A 20,442-nucleotide genomic window follows, 5' to 3' on the forward strand; every position below is an offset into this window, starting at 1 on the left:
GGGCATCCTCCTTTTTATTATGTCTGGCTCTTCTCATTTAATATATAGCGCAATTTCCTTATGGATATTTGCAAGCGTTTGGCAGCTTCATTCCGGTTGCCGTAGGTTTTTTGCAGTGCCTGCATGACGAGCTCCTTTCCAATTGTTGATTGAAGCTGTTTGATTTCCGTAAGGATTTCTTCAAGCATCAGTTCATCCTTCTCATTAAAATCAGCCACCAGCCTTTTTCGCCACTCTTCAAGAAGGTTTTCTGTTGACTGTATCTCAGGTGACACATTTTTGTCAGTTGTGATCTGGCTGTTGGATAGTGAGATATCATTGGCGGTTATTACTGACTTATTGTCTGCAAGAGTTAGCGTGCGCAAGACCACATTAGATAGTTCGCGTATGTTGCCTGGCCAGTTGTATTGCTGTAATTTTTCAATGGCTTCATTGGAAAATGAGATATCTCCATGACCATTTCTCTCAACCAAGTGTCGGACAAGCAACGGAATATCCTCTTTTCGGCTCCTTAATGGCGGGATATCCAGAGTCACGACGTTCAGTCGGTAAAATAGGTCTTCCCGAAATTTATTCTTGTCCACTGCCTTTTGCAGATTTTCATTGGAGGCCGCCACTAACCGGGCGTTCGTCCGTAATGTCACGCTGCTGCCAACCCGCATGAATTCCCGCGTTTCCAAAACCCGAAGCAATTTGACTTGAATGGCCGGACTAGCATCCGCAATTTCATCAAGGAAAAGCGTCCCGTTCCCAGCAATTTCGAAAAAACCCTTTCGCAGCTGGGTAGCTCCGGTGAAAGCGCCCTTTTCATGACCGAATAATTCGCTTTCAAGCAGGGATTCAGAGATCGCTCCGCAATTGATGCCGATAAAAGGTTCATGGTTTCGGGGGCTGGCTATGTGGATGAAGCGTGAAAGCACTTCTTTCCCGCTTCCGGTTTCTCCTTCGATTAATACATTGACGGATTTTTGGGCAACCTTGAAGGCCGTTTCAATCAAATTCTTCATTAAAGGACTTTCACCGACAATGAGTCCTGAATCCTCGGCAAGCTTATGGATGAAATGCTGGTTCAAAGCTTCATTTTCATTCAATAGGTTGTCAATCTGCCTTTCCAGTACTTCAATATCCACGAAGGGTTTTTCCATGTAATCACTCGCGCCGAGTTTCATGGCATCAACAGCGGTCTTGACGGTGCTGTATCCGGTCATGATCAGTACCTTGCAACGCGGCTGAAGTCGTTTTAGATGCTGCAGGAGGGAAAGTCCATCGCAATCCGGAAGCTTCAAATCTATCATTGCGACATCAAAACGCTGCTGATTCCAGTCGATTTCATGAAACTCCTTCCCGCTATTCGCAACTTGTACGAGGTAACCTTTCATCGTAAAAAGGCGGGATAGAAAAGTCCCAACCTCTTTCTCATCGTCTACCACAAGTAAATGAATCACCTTATCATCCCCTTTCCTCTCCTTGTATAGGAAGCCTCAGAAAAAAAGTGCTTCCATGTCCTGGTGTGCTCAAAACGTCGATCTTTCCGCCATGGTCCTTGGCGATGCCAAGGCTTACAGACAGCCCCAAACCTGTTCCCTTTTCACGGTCTTTAGTCGTATGAAAGGGATGGAATATGAAGGGAAGGCGTTCTTGTTCAATCCCCATTCCGTTATCAGTCACCTGAACCACCATGAACTTGTTTTCTGAATAGGTAGCGATCGAAATCGATTTTTCCGTTTGCGCAGACTCATCCAATGCGTCCTTGGCATTCAATAGCAAGTTGATGATGATCTGTTCGATCTGCGGCTGGCTGCCCTTTATGAAAGGAAGGTCTTCCTGAAGGCTAAGATGGAGGGAGATTTGCTTCTTCCCAAGTTGGAACTTCAATAGGTTCAGAACCTGGTGAATGGCCTCGTTAATAGAGTAATAGTGGAACCTATACTCATCCTGCCTAGAAAAGGTAAGCAGGCTTTTCACGATTTGCCTGCATCGGTCCCCGCAAATCTTAATGTCGTCCAATAGTATATAATCCGGATTGTCCTGTGGGGTTTTCCGTAATAAAAGTTGCGAGTTACCAAGAATGGCCGTTAATGGGCTATTCAACTCATGGGCAATCCCAGCTGCCATTTCACCAATCGCCCCAAGTTTACCGGCATGTAATAGCTGGACTTCCATCTGTCTTCTTTCGGTGACATTTTTATAATAAGCAATGACCCCATATACTTGATGCTCCTTATTCTGAATCGGGTAAGCATGCATTTCCAAGATGGTATCATGCGGAAGGAGTATTTCCTGAAACCCTGGCTTATTAAATGAAAAGGTATCTTGAATCAGATTTTGCGATTTTTCAATTAAAGGAACCAAGTTGGAAAAGCCCCTGGCTGAATCATTGGATTGATAGACCGTTCCTTTGTGATCGAAGACGATGATCATATCTTCAACTGCCTTGAATGTATCCTCCCACTCCTGTTTGGAATGTAGAACTTCCTTATAAAGCTGGGCATTCTCCAAAGTTAACGCAAGCTGATTGGATAGTTGCTCAAGAAATTCTAGTTCATCTTCCTGCCATGTTTTCTTTTTCTTCCTGCCGAAAGTCCAAATTCCGATTTTTTTACTTTTTCCGTATAAAGGGACTAATAGAAGTGATTCGATCTCAAGGGATAATAGACGATCCTTTTCTGGGAAGTCCGGTAACTGGTTAACTTCCACCTGAATCGGCTGCTTTTCTTTCAAGGCCGATGAGAATTCCTGAAAAGGGTGTAACAGGTTTTTGGGATCCATTTCAAGATCGCAGTGACCATTAGGGCAGATGTGAAGCAGGGCAGGTTCTTCCTCATACAATATGACAAAATGACTGTCGTCGAAGGTGATGAGCTGCTTAAGTTTTTCAATAACATTTCGGAGAATCTCTTGGATGTCGATTTCCATATTCATATTTTTTGTGATGTCATTCATGATTTCAAGCTGCATATTCTTCTTCTTCAGCTGATCCACGGTTTTCTTAAGTTCCGTGTAATACGTTTTTTTTGAAGATTTAACGCCTGTCATTAAATCTATCAATTCATGTTTGTTCATGCTTTTCACCTCTTATAGGGCTGTAAGAAGCAGCTGATTAATCTGTTCTAATGACATATCACGGGGGTTTGTGATCATGCAGGCATCCTCAAGAGCGGTCATCCCTATGGGATCTATCATTTCTTTCGTAATGCCGACATCACTTAAACTCTTGGGAGCCCCTATATCCCGGGATAATTCCCTTACGAAGTGAATGGCAGCCATTCCTGCTTGCTGCTCCGTCAATGCCCGTGTATCGATGCCCATGATGTTTGCAATCTCGCTGAATCGCCTTGGTGAGGCAATTCGATTGAAATCCATGACATGGGGAAGGAGTATCGCATTGATTTCACCATGCGGAAGGAGGTACTTGCCGCCTATGGCATGTGAAATGGCATGAGCAGCTCCCAAAATGGCATTCGAAAAAGCCAGTCCAGCCTGCAGGCTCGCCATCGCCATCGCTTTTTTTGCTTCCTCATTATGCCTGGATGCAACAGAGGGGCGTAAGTGGCGGGAAACAATCGAAAGCGCGTTTTTAGCTTGTACATCGGTCAAAGGTGTCGCAGCGATTGAAACATAGGCTTCAATGGCGTGGGTTAACACATCCATTCCGGTAGCTGCGGTCAAATCGGGTCCCAAGGTGGTTAAGGTAGCAGGATCGACTATTGCAATATCGGGTACGAGTGATTTTGAAATGATCGTCATTTTTTTCTCGCGGAATGAATCGACGATCACCGAAAACTGGGATACTTCCGAACCCGATCCTGCAGTGGTCATGATCATCACCATGGGAGGGAGGGGAGAGTGGACTTTATCAACACCTTCATAATCACTGATGATGCCGCCATTCGTTACTAAAAGGGCTACCCCTTTGGCAACATCCAAAGCACTGCCTCCGCCCAAACCGATGATGGCATCACATTCTTGTTCTTTAAATGTCAAACAGCCGGCTTCGATCTCCCTGTCCTTCGGATTGGTTGTCATTTCAATGAATGTAGCAAAAGCAAGGCCTGCATCTTGGCAGGATTCAATGACTTTATCCAACCAGCCAGCATTGGCCACCCCGGAGTCGCTTACGATCAGCGCTTTTTTGGCACCCAGCCGCAAGCAGGCCTCGCCAGCTTGTTCAATCGAGCCTTTACCGAAAATCACTTCCGGCATCACGAATTTAGTTATCGACATCTTTGCGCCTTCTCCCTGTAAAAATTCAATATCTTCTGTATTATTTTCCCGAAAAAGTGCGAAAATCCTGTTTGGATTACAGGTATTTTTATATAATATGACAAAATATCGAATGGATAAGGTCTTTTGATGCAGGTCAAATAGTTTGGTAATTTCTTGTATTTGTAATTTCGGTACTTTAGACATGCATGAATAGGGATAAACCTACCTAGTTAGTAATTTCTATATATTGTAAAATTGTGGTAGAAACTATTAAACTGGGAGGCATTCCATGAAAAAACAATTTCTGTCGTTAACATTAATCACAGCATTGACACTCGGTACAGCCGGGACAACCACCGCTTTAGCAGCGCCGCTTTCATCGCCGGTGATATCTGAGCCATCCACGGACAAGCAAGTCATTAAAAGAATCGATGCCGATAAAATCTACAAGAATATTGAATACCTCTCACAAACACCTCGGGTGGCCGGTACGGAATCTGAGTATAAAGCAGTCCAATTCATCAAAAAGCAATTCCAATCTTATGGCTATAAAGCAGATATCGAAGAGTTCAGTTTTTTATCTTATACAGACCCAAATCTGGTCGAGCTGTCCATTGCCGGATTCGATGGGGAAATACAAGCAAACCATTTAACCTATTCAGTTAATGGGGACCTATCCGGTGAAGTGGTATATGCCGGTTTAGGAACAAAAGAAGAGCTTGAGGAAACCGATGTTGCAGGGAAGATTGCCCTTATACAAAGAGGGAACCTCACTTTTGCAGAGAAAGTATTGAATGCAGCGGAAAAAGGGGCAACGGGAGTCATCCTATTCAATAATGCAGATGGGGAATTAAACGGGACACTCGGAGAGGATAATGACAAGTATATTCCATCCGTCACGATCACCAAAAAGGATGGAGAAGCCCTTTTGGAAAAATTGAATGATGGAGTCAAATTGACAGCATCATTAAAAATTGAAGGAGCCCATTCAGGAGAAAAAACCTCTTATAATGTAGTGGCAACGAAAAAAGCAACAAAGAACAATAAAGCAAAAAAGAGCGATATCATTTATATTACCGGACATCATGATTCCGTCGCGGGGGCACCCGGAGCGAATGATGATGCATCTGGAACATCCGTCACCCTTGAACTTGCCCGTGTTCTGAAGAATCTTCCTACAGATACGGAAATTCGCTTCGTCACCTTTGGGGCAGAGGAAAATGGATTGTTGGGTTCGCAGCATTATGTGGACAATCTCCCTGATGATGATATCAAGCGGACCATTGCCAACTTCAATCTGGATATGGTGGGAAGCAGGGATGCCGGAGATTTGGTCATTTTGACTAATGATGGAGAAATGAACCTTGTAACCGAGCTGGCCCAGGCATCAAGTACAAGACTGAATGGTGAGCCGACTCCATATGGACAAGGCGGGAGAAGTGACCATGTGTCATTTGCTGAGGCTGGAATACCCGCTGCTTTATTCATCCACAGTCCATCAGAACCTTGGTATCATACTCCTGATGATACCATTGATAAAATCTCAAAAGAAAAGCTTCAAGATGTTGCTGAAATTGTCGGCACAGCTGTCTATGACCAAGCAAAAATCGAAGCTGAAAAACCTGATTTCAATCATAAAAAAGGGAAAAAAGTGAAAGTTCCGCATTTATTTGGCGAAAAGGAATTTAAATAATGCAGTAAATATTCAGAGGGTGCAGCCTGCACCCTTTCTTTATGTTTAAAAATGGAAATGAGAGGGTAAAAAGTCTAATTTGGAATTGGAGCGTGCGGGCTGAATCTCCTAATTCCGTAGCATAAATAGCTTATTTATCCCTATTTAACTCTAAGACTATAATCCTTATAATAAAAATTATGAAAAATATGACAGTCTACATAATGAGAATAGTATGTTTGAGGTGATTTTTTTGGTGTATGCAAATTCATTGAGTGAAATTCACTCTGCCCTCTCCAGTAAAACTTCCGATGTGAATGAAAAAATCAATCGTTTGGAGCAGGCAAAAAGACAAATCAAAGAAGAACAGAATGCTTGTCTTGGGGAAATAGCTAAAATTAAAAACCCGGACTTGGCAAAAAGCTGGACGGGAAACCGGGCAGAAGACTTTCAAGATGCCCGCAGTGATGCATACAAGGCAATGTCAACGATCATTCATGATGATTATGATGACTATCAAGAGAAAATCGACGGTAAAATTATGATGCTTAATATAGAGAAAAAGGCTCTGAGTGCAGCAGGTACGATAGCACATGAAGCGGATGTTCTTTTAGGCAAAGGAGAAGCCGTCATAGATCAATTGGAAAGTAAAATATCATATTTAAAAGGGTGGTTGTTTTAATGACGACAATCAAACTGAATCATCCTGCCGTAACGAAGCAAGTCGATCAAGTGAAGACGGCACTTGGTACAGTCACGCTTGGAAATTTACCGGCAGGCGAGCTTGGCAACAATAAATTGGAATTCACCTCGAAATGGATCGATCGCGAAACGAACCTGGAGAAGGTCTTTGAGCAATATATCAAAATCGTCCAGAAAAATGTGGAAGATACCCGTGCTAACATTGACTTATTAAAAGAACAGGATGAAGCCATCGCCCATACGTCTTCACATGGGTATCAGCGATGAAGATATTTGAAGCCGAGACATTGACGGCCGCAACCAAGTCGCGCGCCAAGCAATATGAAGAACTAAAGAAGGAAGTCACAGCCCTGAAAAAGGAATTTCAGGGCATTGTCGGCCTGGATGACGAGTTCCAGGGAGCCGGTGCTACCGCCATCAAAAGCTTCTATGAAGCACAAATCGAGGTGGCGGACGCCTGGATGGAATTATTCACGACCCAGATCAGTTTTTTGGAAGGCATACCGGCCAATCTGGAAGAAGCGGACCTCTCCGGAAATACGGTGGTCGAGGTCCCCTTTTTAGATGGCGAAGTCTCAAACGGCATCAACCAAGCGAAGTCGCTTGTTGATCAACAAGCGAACGACCTTCAAAGGATCCTTAATAGCATTGACGATATCCTGCCTCTTGATATGTTCAACCAAAAGGACTTTAATGAAAAAATCACGCTGGCCGGACACAGGCTGGATGACACCGTGACAAAGGTCGAGAATGTCGACCGGCAATTGGTCGAGGAATATGATGTGTCCATCGGGCAGGAAAACGTGGCCGTTGGCCTCTTCCGTGCCTTGCTTGATGCCACCAAACAGGACGGCCACGTTTCGCCGATGACATTCAACCAATCGGCATTCAAGAGCAGTGACGTCTATCAAGTGAAGGATGAAGTCGCCGGTCAGATGAAAGACTATCAAACCTTCAAAAAGGAACAAGCAGAAGCCCGGAAAATCGAACAGGAAATGGAAGAACTCGAAAATCGTCCATGGTACGAAAAGGCCTGGGATACGACAAAAACCTTTACAGGGGAATTCACGGGATATTATGATTCAATCAGGGCCTCGACCGGAGTCGATCCAGTAACGGGCCGCAAGCTGTCCGATGCCGAACGAATCGCCGCCGGCGCCATGGCCGCCGCTGGATTCATCCCCGTCGTCGGCTGGGCCGGACGGGCCATCAAAGGCGGTAGCGCCATCTACAAAACGGCCAAAGGACTCAATGCAGCGGACCATGCGCTTGATGCCTATAAAACGACAAAAGGCTTTAGCCTCCTCCAGAAAACCGAATACGGAATATACGGACTCCTCGCAGCCAACGGCCTCGGTGAAGCGGCAACAGGCAAAGACATGTTCGGCAACCAGCTAACCGAGGAACAGCGCCAGAACGGGCTGTTAATGGCACTTGGCATCGGCGGTGTGGCAGGTGCGGCTAAGTATGTGGATCATAAGTTTAAATTGAAGAATAGCTTATCTACCACAAAAGTAATTTCAAAAACAAGTGATGGTATAAAAAAGGTAGTAAATGAAAATGGCTATGAAGTCGATGATTTTATAAAGTTATTACATCCCGATAGAGTATTAAATTTAACAGAAAAAGATATTGTGGCTTCAATTAGGAATCAAATAGGCATTCCATCTATAGGGACAATAATGGCTAAAACTATTCCACAAAGGGATATTTATAAATACTTATATGATCCTGATTATAATGGTGTTAGAGGCTTTACTGCAGTTAAAGATGATTCTATAAAATTAAAGACTTTACATGATCATTATGAAGGAGCAAGATTGGATTATAACAATACGGCCTATAAAGTTACAAATGGTGTAGATGGAATTTCACAATCTATTGGAGGACCCGATAGATTTTATGGTGTGTTTGAATATCGGTTAAATGACCCAAGTAAAGTTTCAATCCCGAATTGGGATCCAACTCCTGAATCTTATCCATATACAGGTAGAGGGTTTACTGGCAGCAAAGAAGTTGTATTACCAGAATATTATCATACACCTAGACAATTTGAAGATGGTGACATACTTGATATTAAGGATGCAACTACTGGTGAAAAACAAATGAGTTTTATATTTGATGGAGATATTATGGAATGGATACCTAGAAAATGAGGTGAATAAAATTTGAAATATGCAACATATAAACAAAAGGATTATCACTTGAATATTCGAAATGACATGTTAAGGCTGAGAAGTAATACACCAGATCCAGGATTTCAAGAACTTATTGATTTAGGGGGGAATAAACATCCTAATCTATATATCAAGGTGGTAGCTATAGAAGAAGTGAATTTTGCTTATGAGCTAGATTTTTTAGTGACTTATAAGGGGAAAGAGTTTAGTCCTTATTCATTGGGCGGGCATATCTTGGATGAAAATGAGATTTCATTATTTAGTATGGATAGTAATGATGTAGAATGCTATGGATTCGAAAAGCAAGAGCAATTTGTTTTTAAAAAGGACGTGCCTCTTGACGACATAGAGTCGATTATTGAGGTGAAAAAACCAATATTAATATTTGAAGATTTACCTGAAAGCAGGAAGGTTATACCAAGGGGAGAAGTTAGAGACTATATAATGAAGTTGGATAATTAATTATGCGCTTTGGGGCTGGAAATTATTTATTCATTGTAATAAACGAATATAAAGACTGAGCTACTTAAGAAGACCTTAACAAATTTTTGTTAAGGTCTTCTAATATTATAGGGGAATGGTAAGCTGATAATCTCAATTTGGAAAAGGCGGTTCTATCGATGCCGGACTCTATCAAAAGTTCCTTTTTATAGCTAGGATTATTACTGGGTTATAAGACAGATGCATATCATCGAAGATATTGATGATTTAATCGAGAAATTTCATAGTTTTTGTGCAGATAAAGCAATTAAAGAAGAGTAGGGGGATTGATGTAAATCACTCACCCTATAAAAGTCCTTTATAGGGTTTTTTTATTTCCAAAGTTCAGTTTATGCTATATTAACTTCGGCGTTTTTCAACTTATATATATTAGATATAAGAATGCATTGGATGTAATGGAAAATAATGAAGATATAAGAGAATTAACTATTATTGGCGGCGTAAGGGCTTATATGGATAGTTATAATGACTATCAAAATCCGTTATTAGGAGAATTACATAAAGCTGAAAACTTACATAAAGAATTGCATCTTGTATTAGACTTAAACAAAAAGTAAGTGTAAGGAATAGCAGGCAGAAGAAGTGAAAATAATCGAGGAGAGGAAACCCTATACATTAGATTAATTTCCTGATTTAAAGTGCCCACATAAAGTAAAAGCGATTATTTCTTCAAAAAGTGGGTATTAAGAGTTAAGCGGTCTTTCATTTAATATCTAGCACTAAGTTTTCTTTATGTTGAATAAGGAGAATTTGGTGGGAGGTGATTAAATGAGGAAAGCCTATGGTATAAAAAGTTTGATGATTTACCTTGAGTCGGTAAATTATCCAATTACCGAAGAGGAAATCAATAATCTAATATTGAATAAAAAGATCCCCCATCTCAGACCCATCGATAATTTGCTGATTTTTAATTTAGATCATATTGATGGCTGGCTTAGTGATCAGCAATCCAACCCTTAGTTAATTGAAGCCCTGCTTTAAGTGGGGCTTTGATTTATATATGTACCTGTAATCTAAGTTTATTGATAAAAAGGAAAAGCGAGCCGAGGTGTTTCATGAAAACCTTGGCTGGCTTTTTGTTTATCTCTTCATTTTCAGAAAAACGAATCAGCACCAGTTGATTTGGTAACAACAGTATTCTGCCGTTATGCCTGAATTATAATAGCTTAAGCAGAGCTTGTGCACCTGTTAGGATAAGCCCTATGATAAAACCGCAGACCGCCCCGTTCACCCGAATCCATTGTAAATCTTTTCCTACACCGTTTTCCATCATATCAATCAGCGTTTCGTTGTCTAACTTATCTAAGTTTTCTTGTACAAGATTGCCGATTTGCGTATGATTTTTTTCAATGAGAACAGTAATTTGTTTCTGTATCCATTGATCGATGCGGGTGCTATTTTCCTTAATATTGTCCAGTATATGATGAATCATTGGAGTCAGGTAAGTATCCATGAAATGTTCATCTTCGACGAAATCCAATGCTTCTTGTTGAATTTGTTTTAGGCTTCCCTCTATTGTCGCCTCAGGCTCCCATTTTGTCAGAAGTTGTTTTTTCCATTTTTCAACTCCTTCTAACAGTTCCCGGTTATGGTTAATGCCTTGTATCTCTTTCCTGATATATAAGATTAAAGCCTCTCTATTTGGTTCTTTCTCGTTTTGTAAATTATTTACGACACTTAATAGCAGGTTTTGGATTATATTCCCAAGTTTCTCTTCGTTAAGTAGACTTTGAATGGATTTAACGGCGAACTGAAGCATACCTTCCAGTTCAATCTTGCTGAGTACATCCATGGAAACAGTTCCAAGTCGGTGACTGGTTTCTTTTTTTCCTAACCAATCTTCAGCTTTTTTCAAAACATGATCCAAAGCCTTCTTATCAAACTCTTCGTTAAGTAACTCTGAACTTACTAAATGTAGAATCTTGCTCATGTCTATGCCAGAAAGTGATGCTTTAATTTTTTTTGCAACGAAAGGCGTAATCTTTTCTATATCTATATAACCAATCATTTGCTTGATCAGTTTAATCAGGACTTTTCTAAAAGTATCACTTTGAATCTCTTTTCCTAAAATAGGGATCAGTTTTTCAGTAAAAGGAATATGTTTTACTTTGTCCTGAATGCTTTCCTTAGAAAGCCAGTCGTTTTTTAACATCGAAACAAGTGCATTTGTCATTCTTTTACGATTGTTGGGCAAAAGCGCTGTATGGGGGATTGGTAATCCAAGCGGATGGCGGAATAATGCAGTGACTGCAAACCAATCTGCCAATCCGCCGACTAAACCAGCCTCAAACCCTCCATGTAATAAATCTAAAGGCAATGTACCTTGAAATGGAGTGGTTGCAATATAACCCGCCCCCATGATAATTAGTGAATATCTAGCTATTTTTCTTGAAGATTTTATTTTTGGTGACATTATATTCCCTCATCCTTAAAATGATAGTCAATTACTATAACCCGAATCATTAGCAAATTTTATAACTTACTTTCATCTAGTAGTATAGCAGGTAGTACAAAAAAATAACCACAACAAGGCAGTAAGTTCATTATTTTTGGGCATTGAATATTGTCATTTCCCCTTGAATGTTCAATATTCTGATGATAAATGCAAAAAAAAAAGCCGATTCACTCAATCGGCTTTTTTTTTGCATTTACTGAAAAGCATTTTTTTGTTCATCTCCAACATATTATGATGCGTCTGTTTTTATCGAATTATTTTTATCGGTGCCTACATTTTTTTTATCTTTCATGAGACTGAAGATATAGGCCAGAACGGAACCTGATATGTTATGCCAAACACTGAAAATGGCACTTGGAACAGCGGCCAAAGGCGAGAAGTGGGCTGTTGCTATGGCTACACCTAAACCAGAGTTCTGCATACCGACCTCCATTGCAACAGCTTTCTGTTTAGCTAAATCCATCCCGCATAAACGAGCAAAGAAGAAGCCGAGTAAAAAACCAAGAACATTATGAAGAACGACTACTGCAAAAATCAGCAAACCTGTTTTAGCCAGCTGATCTTGGCTGCCAGCTACTACGGCAGATACGATCAGAACGATGGAAATGACAGATACTAGAGGTAAAGCCTTTGCACCGGCCTCTGCCTGTTTGCCGAAAAACTTTTTAACAAGAAATCCCAGTATCAGTGGGATAATCACCACTTGAATGATCGAAATGAATAATGACCCAATACTGATGTTGACCCATTTACTTGCCAAGAGCAGAATAAGCAGGGGCGTTACGATAGGCGCTAGAATAGTGGAAACAGAAGCAATGGCAACTGCAAGCGCAACATTTCCTCTCGCAAGAAACACCATGACATTCGAAGCCGTTCCACTAGGGCAACATCCTACCAAAATAACACCAACAGCGACTTCTTTGGGCAAATCGAACCCTATTGCTAATCCGAATGCCAATAAGGGCATAATGATAAAATGACCTGCTACCCCTAGTGCGACCTCTTTCGGCCGTCGGAATACTTCTTTAAAATCCGCTGCTGATAATGTAAGTCCCATGCCAAACATGACAATTCCTAGTAATGGAACAATATATTCTCCAATCCATATAAACTGATTAGGTAAGATATACGCAATAACTGCAAATAAAATGACCCATAAGGTAAACGTTTTACCAGCAAATCCGCTGATTTTCTCTACTACTCCCATAGTGACCTCCTAGATGTTTTGAAATAAAACAATTATAATTTATATTCAGAATATTTAAAACCCTTTTGGGCAATAAAAATATCATTAGGGCTGAACTAGTGTGAATATGGCGGTTCACTATAGGAAAAAAGCGGACAGGGTTTTTAGATTCTGTTCGCTTTTGACTTTATTTTTTTTAAAAAATAAGAAGGTGCTGTATATTAGCGGCAAACTAGTTTATAAGGAACCGGAAATTGAATTAGTATTTGTTGTTTTACAGGTTTAATTATTGCTATTGTATGTTTAGCCAGGGCTATAAAAGAAGTGGAGATGTGGTTTCTTTGATACATATATTAATTGCGGATGATGATCGGCATATTCGGGAGTTGCTTAAATTTCACTTGGAAAAGGAAGGGTACATGGTATCGGAAGCGAAGGACGGTAATGAAGCTTCCTTGTTACTGGAGAAGGAAAGGATCCATCTGGCTGTTGTCGATATAATGATGCCGTATAAAAACGGACTGGATCTTTGTAAGGAAATCCGGGATCAATATGATCTGCCCGTCATTTTATTGACAGCTAAAGATCAACTTATCGATAAGGAAAAGGGGTACTTTGCGGGTACGGATGATTACCTCGTGAAGCCATTTGAGCCAAGGGAACTTCTATTTCGGATAAAAGCGCTATTGCGAAGATACCGTATGGTGAATTCTGAATCCATCTCATTGAATCAAACGGTGATTGACCGCAAAAGTTACGAAGTGCGAATAAAGGGGAATACGCTGCTCCTGCCGCTTAAGGAATTTGAGCTGCTGGCTCAGCTGGGAAGTTTTCCTGATCAGGTCTTTACGCGTGAGCAGCTTATTGAACTGGTTTGGGGTGCTGATTTTGCAGGGGATGATCGAACGGTTGATGTCCATATTAAACGGTTGAGGGAACGTTTTGCCGGCCGGACCGATGACTTTGTCATAACGACTGTCCGTGGCTTAGGTTATAAACTGGAGGTCAACAAGAAGTGAAAACACTTTATTTCAGGATAGTTATTCAAACCATTTTGATCATGGTGCTTGCCAGTGTCATCGCTTTTTTAATTTCCAATGTCTATTATCATCAGGTTCAAAAACCCAACAATGGTGAGAAGATAAGCAAAGTCGCAAGTGAGATCGTCTCCTTATATGAGGAGAATCCTGATCAGGATATTGATGCGTATTTAACCCATATTGCAGGATTGCACTATCAAATGTATCTATTTAATGAGCAGGGTGAAGGAACTTTATATGGTGAGCCGTTTCGGGAAACGAATTTGGACCGCGACACGATTTCCGGAGTTTTGAATGGGAATACCTATCAAGGGATCGCCAATTATAATAATGGGTTATTTATTACGGGTTTTTTTGAAGATGTATTAATTAATAGCATTGGGGTCCCGATGAACGTGAATGGTGAAAAGCATGCATTGTTTGTAAGGCCCAATATAGAGCTGCAGTTTGGCGAATTTCGCTTTTTCCTTGCAGTTTTACTCGTTCTGACGCTACTTCTTAGTTTTTTATTTGTGATCATTAATACGCGTTTCATCGTTAAGCCGATTACGAAATTAACGGAGGCTACAAATAGAATCGCCGATGGGGATTATAGTAGTGAATTGAATGTCTCCCGAAGCGATGAAATAGGGGACTTGGCACAGCACTTCTCGAAAATGACTCAAAGCATACAGCGGTTGGATGATATGAGGCAGGAGTTCGTATCGAATGTATCTCATGAAATTCAATCTCCGCTTGCATCCATCCAAGGTTTTTCCCAAACCCTTCAATCGGAGGAATTAACAAAGGAACAAAGAAATCAGTACTTATCCATCATTGAAAAAGAAAGCAGGCGCATGTCGTCGTTAAGCAAACAGCTGCTCATGCTTGCTTCGTTGGATAAAGTAGATGATCCGCTACAGCGGTCAAAGTTCGATTTAGCGCAGCAAATCCGGCAGGTGTTGTTCATGCTGGAATGGAATTGGCGGGAAAAGGATATGGTGATCGAAATGGATTTGCCGTCCACCGCCATTTCTGCAGATGAGAAACTTTTAAATCAAGTTTGGACGAATTTGATAACCAATAGCATTAAATACTCGGAAAGCGGCAGTTCAATCCATATTCGGATTAAAAGTATAGGCAGTACTGTTGAAGTGATGATCGCGGATAGGGGCATTGGAATTCCAGAAGAAGACCTCCCTTATATCCTTGATCGCTTTTATAAAGTCGACAAAGTGAGGAACAGAAGTGAAACAGGCAGCGGATTAGGACTTTCGATCACGAAGAAGACGGTTGAACTTCATGGAGGGACGATTGAAGTCCAAAGTGAACTTGGTAAAGGGACCACTTTTTATATACGGCTGCCCTTTATGTAATCAGTTGTTCATCTTCCATTCATATTGAGTGTTTACAATCGAGTCATACCGATTGAAGCAGGACTTGATTGGTAAACAAAAGAAAAGGGAGATGAAATGATGTTTTTGGCAATGCGTGAACTAAAGCATTCAAAGTTACGTTATCTGCTGATTGGACTGATCATGGTATTGGTCGCTTTGCTTGTTTTTATCATTTCAGGATTAGCTAATGGACTTTCATCAGATAATGCTTCATCCATACAAAACATGAAAGCCGACTATTTCGTCATGGAGCATGACTCTAAAAATAAATTGAATCGATCGATCATATCGATGGAAAAGCTTGATGAAATCCGGGCTATATCGGATGTTAAAGCAGCCGAAGGACTTGGGCAAATGATGATCACATTGAATAAAATCGGATCATCGGAGAAAACGGATGCCACTATTTTTGCGACCAATGCCAGTGGGATCCTAGCACCAAAGGTCATAGAAGGAACGAGCTATGACAATAAGAAACAAGGTGAAGTCGTTGCAGATCGTTCTTTAAAAGAAGTCGGTTATAAATTGGGTGATTCACTTAAAGATGACCTATCAGGTAATGTTTTCACCATTGTTGGTTTTACGGAAAAGCAGTCTTACAGCCATACACCCGCAGTTTACATGAGTGTTAAGGGGTGGCAGGAGATTAATCCTGGATTGAAAAATCAAGGTAAAGACTCAATCAGCGCAATAGCCGTGCAAATGGATTCGAAGTCAGAAGAGAATGTACGTGAATCATTGCCTGAAGGTGTAACGCTCATTTCGAAAGAAGAATCACTTCAGAGTATACCAGGGTTCAAAGAGGAACAGGGGACATTGACGATGATGATTGCCTTTTTGTTTGTCATTGCAGCTTTCGTTTTGGCCGTATTCTTTTATGTGATTACTTTGCAGAAGACGAATCAATTTGGAGTCCTTAAAGCACTGGGGGCCAATACGGGCTACCTGGCAAAAAGCATCGTTGGTCAAGTAATGCTGCTTGCCGTGACATGCATAGCCGTCAGTGTTGCCCTGACATTCGGCGTCACTTTAATCATGCCAGAAGGAATGCCATTTGAATTGAGTGCCGATTTGGTCATTAAATATTCCGTATTACTTTTGGCTGTATCCGTATTGGGTTCGCTGCTATCCCTATACCGAGTAGCGAAGATAGACGCGATCGAAGCAATAGGGAGGGTATCATGATGGGGGATAAACTATTATTTGAAAACGTCAGTAAGGTTTATGGGGAAGGCGATAATAAGGTGAAAGCCCTTGATGATATTTCCCTGAATGTGAGAGCGGGGGAATTCGTCGCCATCGTCGGTCCTTCAGGTTCAGGAAAAAGTACTTTTCTTTCGATAGCAGGTGCGTTACTATCCCCGAGCAAAGGCCGCTTACTGCTGAATGGTGAGGATATTACAACACTATCCCCAAAAGAATTGACTCGGGTGCGCCTTGAAAAGATCGGGTTTGTATTCCAATCGTCGAATCTTGTGCCATATCTCTCCGTACGAGATCAGCTTCTGCTGCTTTCCGAATTGATCGGCAAGCGAGATAAAACAACTGTGAAAAAAGCGGACGAATTGCTTAGCCACCTTGGACTTGGACATCGGACAGATCACCTGCCAGAAGCACTGTCGGGCGGTGAGCGGCAGCGTGTAGCAATCGCCCGTTCGCTGATGAATGATCCAGAAATCATTTTAGCGGATGAACCAACCGCAAGTCTTGATTCCAAAAGAGGCAGGGATGTTGTTGAAATGCTTGCACATGAGGTGAAATCAAGAAATAAAGCGGCCATCATGGTAACGCATGATGAAAGAATGTTGGATTTATGTGATCGAGTGGTCAATATTACGGATGGCAAGGTATTTGGATGAAGTTATACGTAAAAAATCCGCCGCCTCTCCAAAGGAATTAGGAGTGGCGGCGGACTGAATTGCTTGAAGGGGATGGTTAACCGACAGTAAGCGGATGGAATACTAGTCGTAACTATATTAACGATTTGCGATTATGTATAATACTTTGCTTGTATCCCAGCTGGTTATCTTCGGATCATTCATGTTTTTTTATTTTAAAGAACAAGCAGTGATAGGTTGCTTTCACACCTGAATCATTTCGGAATTCTGTGTCGTATATGTTGATTAACTCTCGAAAAAGGGAAGGGCGCTGGCAGTAGTTTTCTTTGTTGCTGTTAGCAGCGCCAATCTTTTTGATTGAAGTGAAAAATTCACGAACTGTCTGAAAGTACTCCAGTTCAAGCTTTTCTATTTTTGTAATCTCGATTGGAGCTGCTGCTGAATAGGGGATTGCTGCTTCGCAAACTTGGGATAATTCTTCCAGAGTGTAAAACGTTTGGCCTGGTAAACTATCCATGGAAAGTTGAAGCTTTTCTTTCGCTTGTTCATATGAACTATGAAGCTCTTGAAAGGTATCTATTCCGAACGTTGAAAATATCAGGCTTCCTTCCGCCGTTAATCGTGTAAAAAGTTTTTCAAGGGTTGCAGGAAGATCATTCAGCCATTGAAACGTTGCATTGGAAATAATTAAGTCGTAATTTTCATTTAGCGCCATTTCTTCGATGTCCGTACATAAAAATGTAACACGGTCTTCCTTTGTTAATCCTTTTGCCACTTCAACCATACCGGGTGCCAAATCAACAGCCGTAATGGCGGCATTAGGGAATGTTTTGACGAGTAACCTGGTTAAGTAACCGGTGCCGCAGCCGATTTCAAGAATATTGATTTTATGATTGGTGTTTTTTTGAGGAAGCAAATCCACTAATTGCTTTGCCATGTTTTTTTGAACATTGGCATACGCATCATATGTTTGCGCGTGTTCACTGAATCGCTTGCTTAACAATCGTTTATCTATCATGAACGTACTCCTTTTGAATAAATGTTTTTATATGCTCCATACATTCCTTTGGTTTTGTGAAAAATGGAATATGACCAGTACCTTCGATAATACGAACCTCGGCTTTCCCACCCAGATTCTCTTTAATGAAAGATGAAGCTTCAAGTGGACAAATTTTGTCTTCCCTCCCATGAAGCATTAAAAAGGGGGCTTCAATCCGGTCGAGTCTTGCTCGAGCATCTTTCTGAAGTAAATAATCCAGTCCAATCAGAAGCGAAAACACATCATCTCCATTAAACTCGCTTTGACTGATCTTGGTGAATTGATGATAAAAACCTGCTTCTTTTTCAGCATCGGAAAACATCGCTTCATAGAAGGAAGTCAAAGTCTTTTCTTTATTGCGCGGCAGTTGTTTCTTCATGCGCTCGACCATTCGCGGATCCCAGCCAACTGAATAATTTTCCCCTGTAGTGAACCGACTTGTTGCGCCAAAAAGGATAAAACCTTTTATTCTTTCTCGAAAAGAACTTGAAAGTTCAAGTGATACTAGTGATCCTAATGACCAGCCCAATAAATAAACAGGACCATCGATGGAAGCGATTGTGTTTATGACCCGTTCTTCAAAGTCATTTAGTGCCTTCATATCTCTCCAATCTATAAATGAAAGGTGAAATAGTTCTGACAGCGGTTTGATTAACGGTTGAAAAGCCTCTTTTTCCATTCCCCAACCAGGAAGCACGACTAAATTCGGCTGCTTCATTCAACAACACCCATTTCTTTTCCAATGATCGAAACTTTTTGAACTGCCCAATCAAGATCTTTTTTATCGTGGAGAGCCGTTACGGTAAACCGGATTCTCGCTTCATTTTCAGGAACGGTCGGCGGCCTGACAGCAATAGCGGCAATTCCTTCTTTTTGCAAACGTGCAGCAAATTCCATCGCTTTTTCGTTTTCCCCGATGACGATAGGAACAATTTGTGATCGGCTTCCGCAAATGTTAAACCCGTAATTTGTGAGTTCTTCTCTAAAGTATTCTGAATGTGTTTGGAGCAGTGAGCGGCGTTCTGGTTCTTGCTGTACGAGTTCAATCGCTGTTTTTATAGCACCGAGTATGGCAGGGGGAAGTGCAGTTGAATAGATGAATCCGCGCATGCGATTTTTTAAATAGTCGATGAGCCATTCTTTCCCGACAACATAGGCACCGAATGAACCAAGCGCTTTACTGAATGTTCCCATTTGGATATCTATTTTATTTTGAAGATGGAGATGACCTGCATAGCCTTCACCGTTTTTACCGTAAATGCCGCTTCCATGTGCTTCATCTGTCATTAACATTGCGTTATAACGTTGCTTTAACCGAACTAGGTCTTCTAGATAAGCGAAGTCACCATCCATGCTGAAGACCGTATCCGTCACGATTAATTTACGTGCTTCAATCGGTGATTTTTTCAAAAATGCTTCTAAATGATCTAAATCATTATGGCGATAGCGTACATGCTTTGCTCTGCTTAAAAGAGCTCCATCGACAATGCTTGCATGATTCAATTTATCGCTATAAATAATATCGTTACGGGACAGCAGGGTGGAGATTATTCCAAGGTTCGCGTTATAACCACTGTTGATGACGAGTCCTGCTTCGGCCTTCTTCCAATTGACAAGAGCTTGTTCCGCCTGCTCGTAAAGAGGATGATTGCCAACAATTAAACGTGAAGCCGTTGCTCCTGCACCATATGTATGTACGGCATCAACCATAGCCGTTTTCAGCCGCTCATCTCCTGCATATCCTAAATAGTTATTAGAAGCTAGATTAAGCATCCTGCACCCGTTGATCGTAAGCCAAGGCTGCTCGGCACATACGGTTGATGCGAGTTCGCGCTTTTGCGAAATCTCTTCTAAATGAGCCAGTTCTTTTTTTATTTTTTCTTCCCAACAAAGTAAACGTTTTTCACTGTGCATGGCCATTCTCCTTTTTATATGTCAACTAAAATTAATATAGGTTAACATATAAATTATTCTAATCATGACTCAATGAAACTGTCAAGCTTTGAAAATGAGCATGAGAATAAAGTAATGATCCATTAATCTGGGAGAATTCAAGGGTCGGAAAAGGCTGGTAGATTATTTAGATCCCAGCCAGGAACATGAATCTAACCAGAAAAATCAGTTTAAGGAGAATTGGGCAGCGGTGGTTTTGTTAAGCTAATGTATAAAAATATGTATTAAGCTCGTTCATTGAAGATAATCTAACTTCCAAGGTAGTCTTTTTGTTAAACCTTCAAATCTTTGAAGGAT

At 41.1% G+C, this 20,442-nt stretch carries 19 protein-coding genes; 11 read left to right on the top strand and 8 right to left on the bottom strand.

Annotation, left to right across the window (positions count from 1 at the left end):
• Window positions 1–17: 17 nt before the first annotated feature.
• The 3 genes from OTG27_RS12385 to OTG27_RS12395 are packed head-to-tail and all read right to left on the bottom strand — an operon-like array spanning window position 18 to window position 4,224.
• A complete protein-coding gene (locus OTG27_RS12385; protein WP_268937093.1) occupies window positions 18–1,445 on the bottom strand; it encodes a sigma-54-dependent transcriptional regulator in 1,428 nt (475 codons plus the stop codon).
• A gap of 4 nt (window positions 1,446–1,449) precedes the next feature.
• On the bottom strand, window positions 1,450–3,063 hold the full coding sequence (locus tag OTG27_RS12390; RefSeq protein WP_268937094.1) for a sensor histidine kinase: 1,614 nt from the start codon (window positions 3,061–3,063) through the stop codon (window positions 1,450–1,452).
• A gap of 12 nt (window positions 3,064–3,075) precedes the next feature.
• The gene (locus tag OTG27_RS12395) at window positions 3,076–4,224 is read right to left on the bottom strand and encodes an iron-containing alcohol dehydrogenase (protein ID WP_098865703.1); all 1,149 of its coding nucleotides are present in this window, start codon (window positions 4,222–4,224) and stop codon (window positions 3,076–3,078) included.
• Window positions 4,225–4,495: 271 nt separating this feature from the next.
• Here OTG27_RS12395 and OTG27_RS12400 point away from each other — a divergent pair, with 271 nt between their 5' ends.
• The 7 genes from OTG27_RS12400 to OTG27_RS12430 all read left to right on the top strand — a co-directional run bounded on the left by OTG27_RS12400 (window position 4,496) and on the right by OTG27_RS12430 (window position 10,218).
• Complete coding sequence (locus OTG27_RS12400; RefSeq protein ID WP_268937095.1) at window positions 4,496–5,899, top strand: M28 family peptidase; 1,404 nt, start codon at window positions 4,496–4,498, stop codon at window positions 5,897–5,899.
• Window positions 5,900–6,113: 214 nt separating this feature from the next.
• Window positions 6,114–6,560: a YwqH-like family protein gene (locus OTG27_RS12405; protein ID WP_268937096.1), complete on the top strand. Its 447-nt coding sequence runs from the start codon at window positions 6,114–6,116 to the stop codon at window positions 6,558–6,560.
• Complete coding sequence (locus tag OTG27_RS12410) at window positions 6,560–6,847, top strand: YwqI/YxiC family protein (protein ID WP_034306007.1); 288 nt, start codon at window positions 6,560–6,562, stop codon at window positions 6,845–6,847. The genes OTG27_RS12405 and OTG27_RS12410 overlap by 1 nt, the downstream gene beginning before the upstream one ends.
• Window positions 6,844–8,736: a ribonuclease YeeF family protein gene (locus tag OTG27_RS12415; protein ID WP_268937097.1), complete on the top strand. Its 1,893-nt coding sequence runs from the start codon at window positions 6,844–6,846 to the stop codon at window positions 8,734–8,736. The genes OTG27_RS12410 and OTG27_RS12415 overlap by 4 nt, the downstream gene beginning before the upstream one ends.
• 12 nt (window positions 8,737–8,748) lie before the next feature.
• On the top strand, window positions 8,749–9,219 hold the full coding sequence (locus OTG27_RS12420; protein ID WP_268937098.1) for a hypothetical protein: 471 nt from the start codon (window positions 8,749–8,751) through the stop codon (window positions 9,217–9,219).
• A 326-nt stretch (window positions 9,220–9,545) separates the two neighbouring features.
• Window positions 9,546–9,815, top strand: coding sequence for a hypothetical protein (locus OTG27_RS12425; RefSeq protein ID WP_268937230.1), 270 nt, complete (start codon window positions 9,546–9,548; stop codon window positions 9,813–9,815).
• A gap of 211 nt (window positions 9,816–10,026) precedes the next feature.
• Window positions 10,027–10,218 carry a hypothetical protein gene (locus OTG27_RS12430; protein ID WP_268937099.1) on the top strand — a complete coding sequence of 64 codons (192 nt, stop codon included), beginning with the start codon at window positions 10,027–10,029 and terminating at the stop codon, window positions 10,216–10,218.
• A 196-nt stretch (window positions 10,219–10,414) separates the two neighbouring features.
• Here the strand turns inward: OTG27_RS12430 and OTG27_RS12435 are convergent, their stop codons facing one another.
• Window positions 10,415–11,671 carry a DUF445 domain-containing protein gene (locus OTG27_RS12435; protein WP_268937100.1) on the bottom strand — a complete coding sequence of 419 codons (1,257 nt, stop codon included), beginning with the start codon at window positions 11,669–11,671 and terminating at the stop codon, window positions 10,415–10,417.
• A gap of 271 nt (window positions 11,672–11,942) precedes the next feature.
• The gene (locus tag OTG27_RS12440) at window positions 11,943–12,920 is read right to left on the bottom strand and encodes a bile acid:sodium symporter family protein (protein WP_268937101.1); all 978 of its coding nucleotides are present in this window, start codon (window positions 12,918–12,920) and stop codon (window positions 11,943–11,945) included.
• Window positions 12,921–13,240: 320 nt separating this feature from the next.
• Between OTG27_RS12440 and OTG27_RS12445 the strand changes: the two genes are divergently transcribed.
• The 4 genes from OTG27_RS12445 to OTG27_RS12460 all read left to right on the top strand — a co-directional run bounded on the left by OTG27_RS12445 (window position 13,241) and on the right by OTG27_RS12460 (window position 17,174).
• On the top strand, window positions 13,241–13,918 hold the full coding sequence (locus OTG27_RS12445; protein ID WP_053533625.1) for a response regulator transcription factor: 678 nt from the start codon (window positions 13,241–13,243) through the stop codon (window positions 13,916–13,918).
• Complete coding sequence (locus tag OTG27_RS12450) at window positions 13,915–15,294, top strand: sensor histidine kinase (protein WP_268937102.1); 1,380 nt, start codon at window positions 13,915–13,917, stop codon at window positions 15,292–15,294. The genes OTG27_RS12445 and OTG27_RS12450 overlap by 4 nt, the downstream gene beginning before the upstream one ends.
• A gap of 99 nt (window positions 15,295–15,393) precedes the next feature.
• On the top strand, window positions 15,394–16,500 hold the full coding sequence (locus tag OTG27_RS12455; protein ID WP_268937103.1) for an ABC transporter permease: 1,107 nt from the start codon (window positions 15,394–15,396) through the stop codon (window positions 16,498–16,500).
• Entirely contained in the window at window positions 16,497–17,174 is a 678-nt protein-coding gene (locus OTG27_RS12460; protein WP_057278537.1) for an ABC transporter ATP-binding protein, read from the top strand. Before OTG27_RS12455 ends, OTG27_RS12460 begins: the two co-directional genes overlap by 4 nt.
• A 175-nt stretch (window positions 17,175–17,349) precedes the next feature.
• On the opposite strand, the gene bioC is transcribed toward OTG27_RS12460, so the two are convergent.
• From bioC to bioF, 3 genes are read right to left on the bottom strand one after another with little or no spacing between them, the layout of a single operon-like run.
• Window positions 17,350–18,171 (bottom strand): malonyl-ACP O-methyltransferase BioC, encoded by an 822-nt coding sequence (gene bioC, locus OTG27_RS12465; protein WP_268937104.1) that lies wholly within the window; start codon window positions 18,169–18,171, stop codon window positions 17,350–17,352.
• A complete protein-coding gene (locus OTG27_RS12470) occupies window positions 18,161–18,910 on the bottom strand; it encodes an alpha/beta fold hydrolase (protein ID WP_268937105.1) in 750 nt (249 codons plus the stop codon). Before OTG27_RS12470 ends, bioC begins: the two co-directional genes overlap by 11 nt.
• Window positions 18,907–20,106 (bottom strand): 8-amino-7-oxononanoate synthase, encoded by a 1,200-nt coding sequence (gene bioF / locus OTG27_RS12475; RefSeq protein ID WP_268937106.1) that lies wholly within the window; start codon window positions 20,104–20,106, stop codon window positions 18,907–18,909. The genes OTG27_RS12470 and bioF overlap by 4 nt, the downstream gene beginning before the upstream one ends.
• Window positions 20,107–20,442 lie beyond the last annotated feature (336 nt).

This window comes from Peribacillus sp. AS_2, assembly GCF_026891895.1.
GTDB lineage: Bacteria > Bacillota > Bacilli > Bacillales > DSM-1321 > Peribacillus > Peribacillus frigoritolerans.

Bases quoted from the DNA above. Each gene is read 5' to 3' on its own strand.
- OTG27_RS12435 (WP_268937100.1), bottom strand. From the start codon at position 11,671: ATGTCACCAAAAATAAAATCTTCAAGAAAAATAGCTAGATATTCACTA.
- OTG27_RS12400 (WP_268937095.1), top strand. From the start codon at position 4,496: ATGAAAAAACAATTTCTGTCGTTAACATTAATCACAGCATTGACACTC.
- OTG27_RS12405 (WP_268937096.1), top strand. From the start codon at position 6,114: ATGTTTGAGGTGATTTTTTTGGTGTATGCAAATTCATTGAGTGAAATT.
- OTG27_RS12415 (WP_268937097.1), top strand. From the start codon at position 6,844: ATGAAGATATTTGAAGCCGAGACATTGACGGCCGCAACCAAGTCGCGC.
- OTG27_RS12430 (WP_268937099.1), top strand. From the start codon at position 10,027: ATGAGGAAAGCCTATGGTATAAAAAGTTTGATGATTTACCTTGAGTCG.
- bioC (WP_268937104.1), bottom strand. From the start codon at position 18,171: ATGATAGATAAACGATTGTTAAGCAAGCGATTCAGTGAACACGCGCAA.
- OTG27_RS12470 (WP_268937105.1), bottom strand. From the start codon at position 18,910: ATGAAGCAGCCGAATTTAGTCGTGCTTCCTGGTTGGGGAATGGAAAAA.
- OTG27_RS12440 (WP_268937101.1), bottom strand. From the start codon at position 12,920: ATGGGAGTAGTAGAGAAAATCAGCGGATTTGCTGGTAAAACGTTTACC.
- OTG27_RS12390 (WP_268937094.1), bottom strand. From the start codon at position 3,063: ATGAACAAACATGAATTGATAGATTTAATGACAGGCGTTAAATCTTCA.
- OTG27_RS12455 (WP_268937103.1), top strand. From the start codon at position 15,394: ATGTTTTTGGCAATGCGTGAACTAAAGCATTCAAAGTTACGTTATCTG.
- bioF (WP_268937106.1), bottom strand. From the start codon at position 20,106: ATGCACAGTGAAAAACGTTTACTTTGTTGGGAAGAAAAAATAAAAAAA.
- OTG27_RS12410 (WP_034306007.1), top strand. From the start codon at position 6,560: ATGACGACAATCAAACTGAATCATCCTGCCGTAACGAAGCAAGTCGAT.
- OTG27_RS12395 (WP_098865703.1), bottom strand. From the start codon at position 4,224: ATGTCGATAACTAAATTCGTGATGCCGGAAGTGATTTTCGGTAAAGGC.
- OTG27_RS12460 (WP_057278537.1), top strand. From the start codon at position 16,497: ATGATGGGGGATAAACTATTATTTGAAAACGTCAGTAAGGTTTATGGG.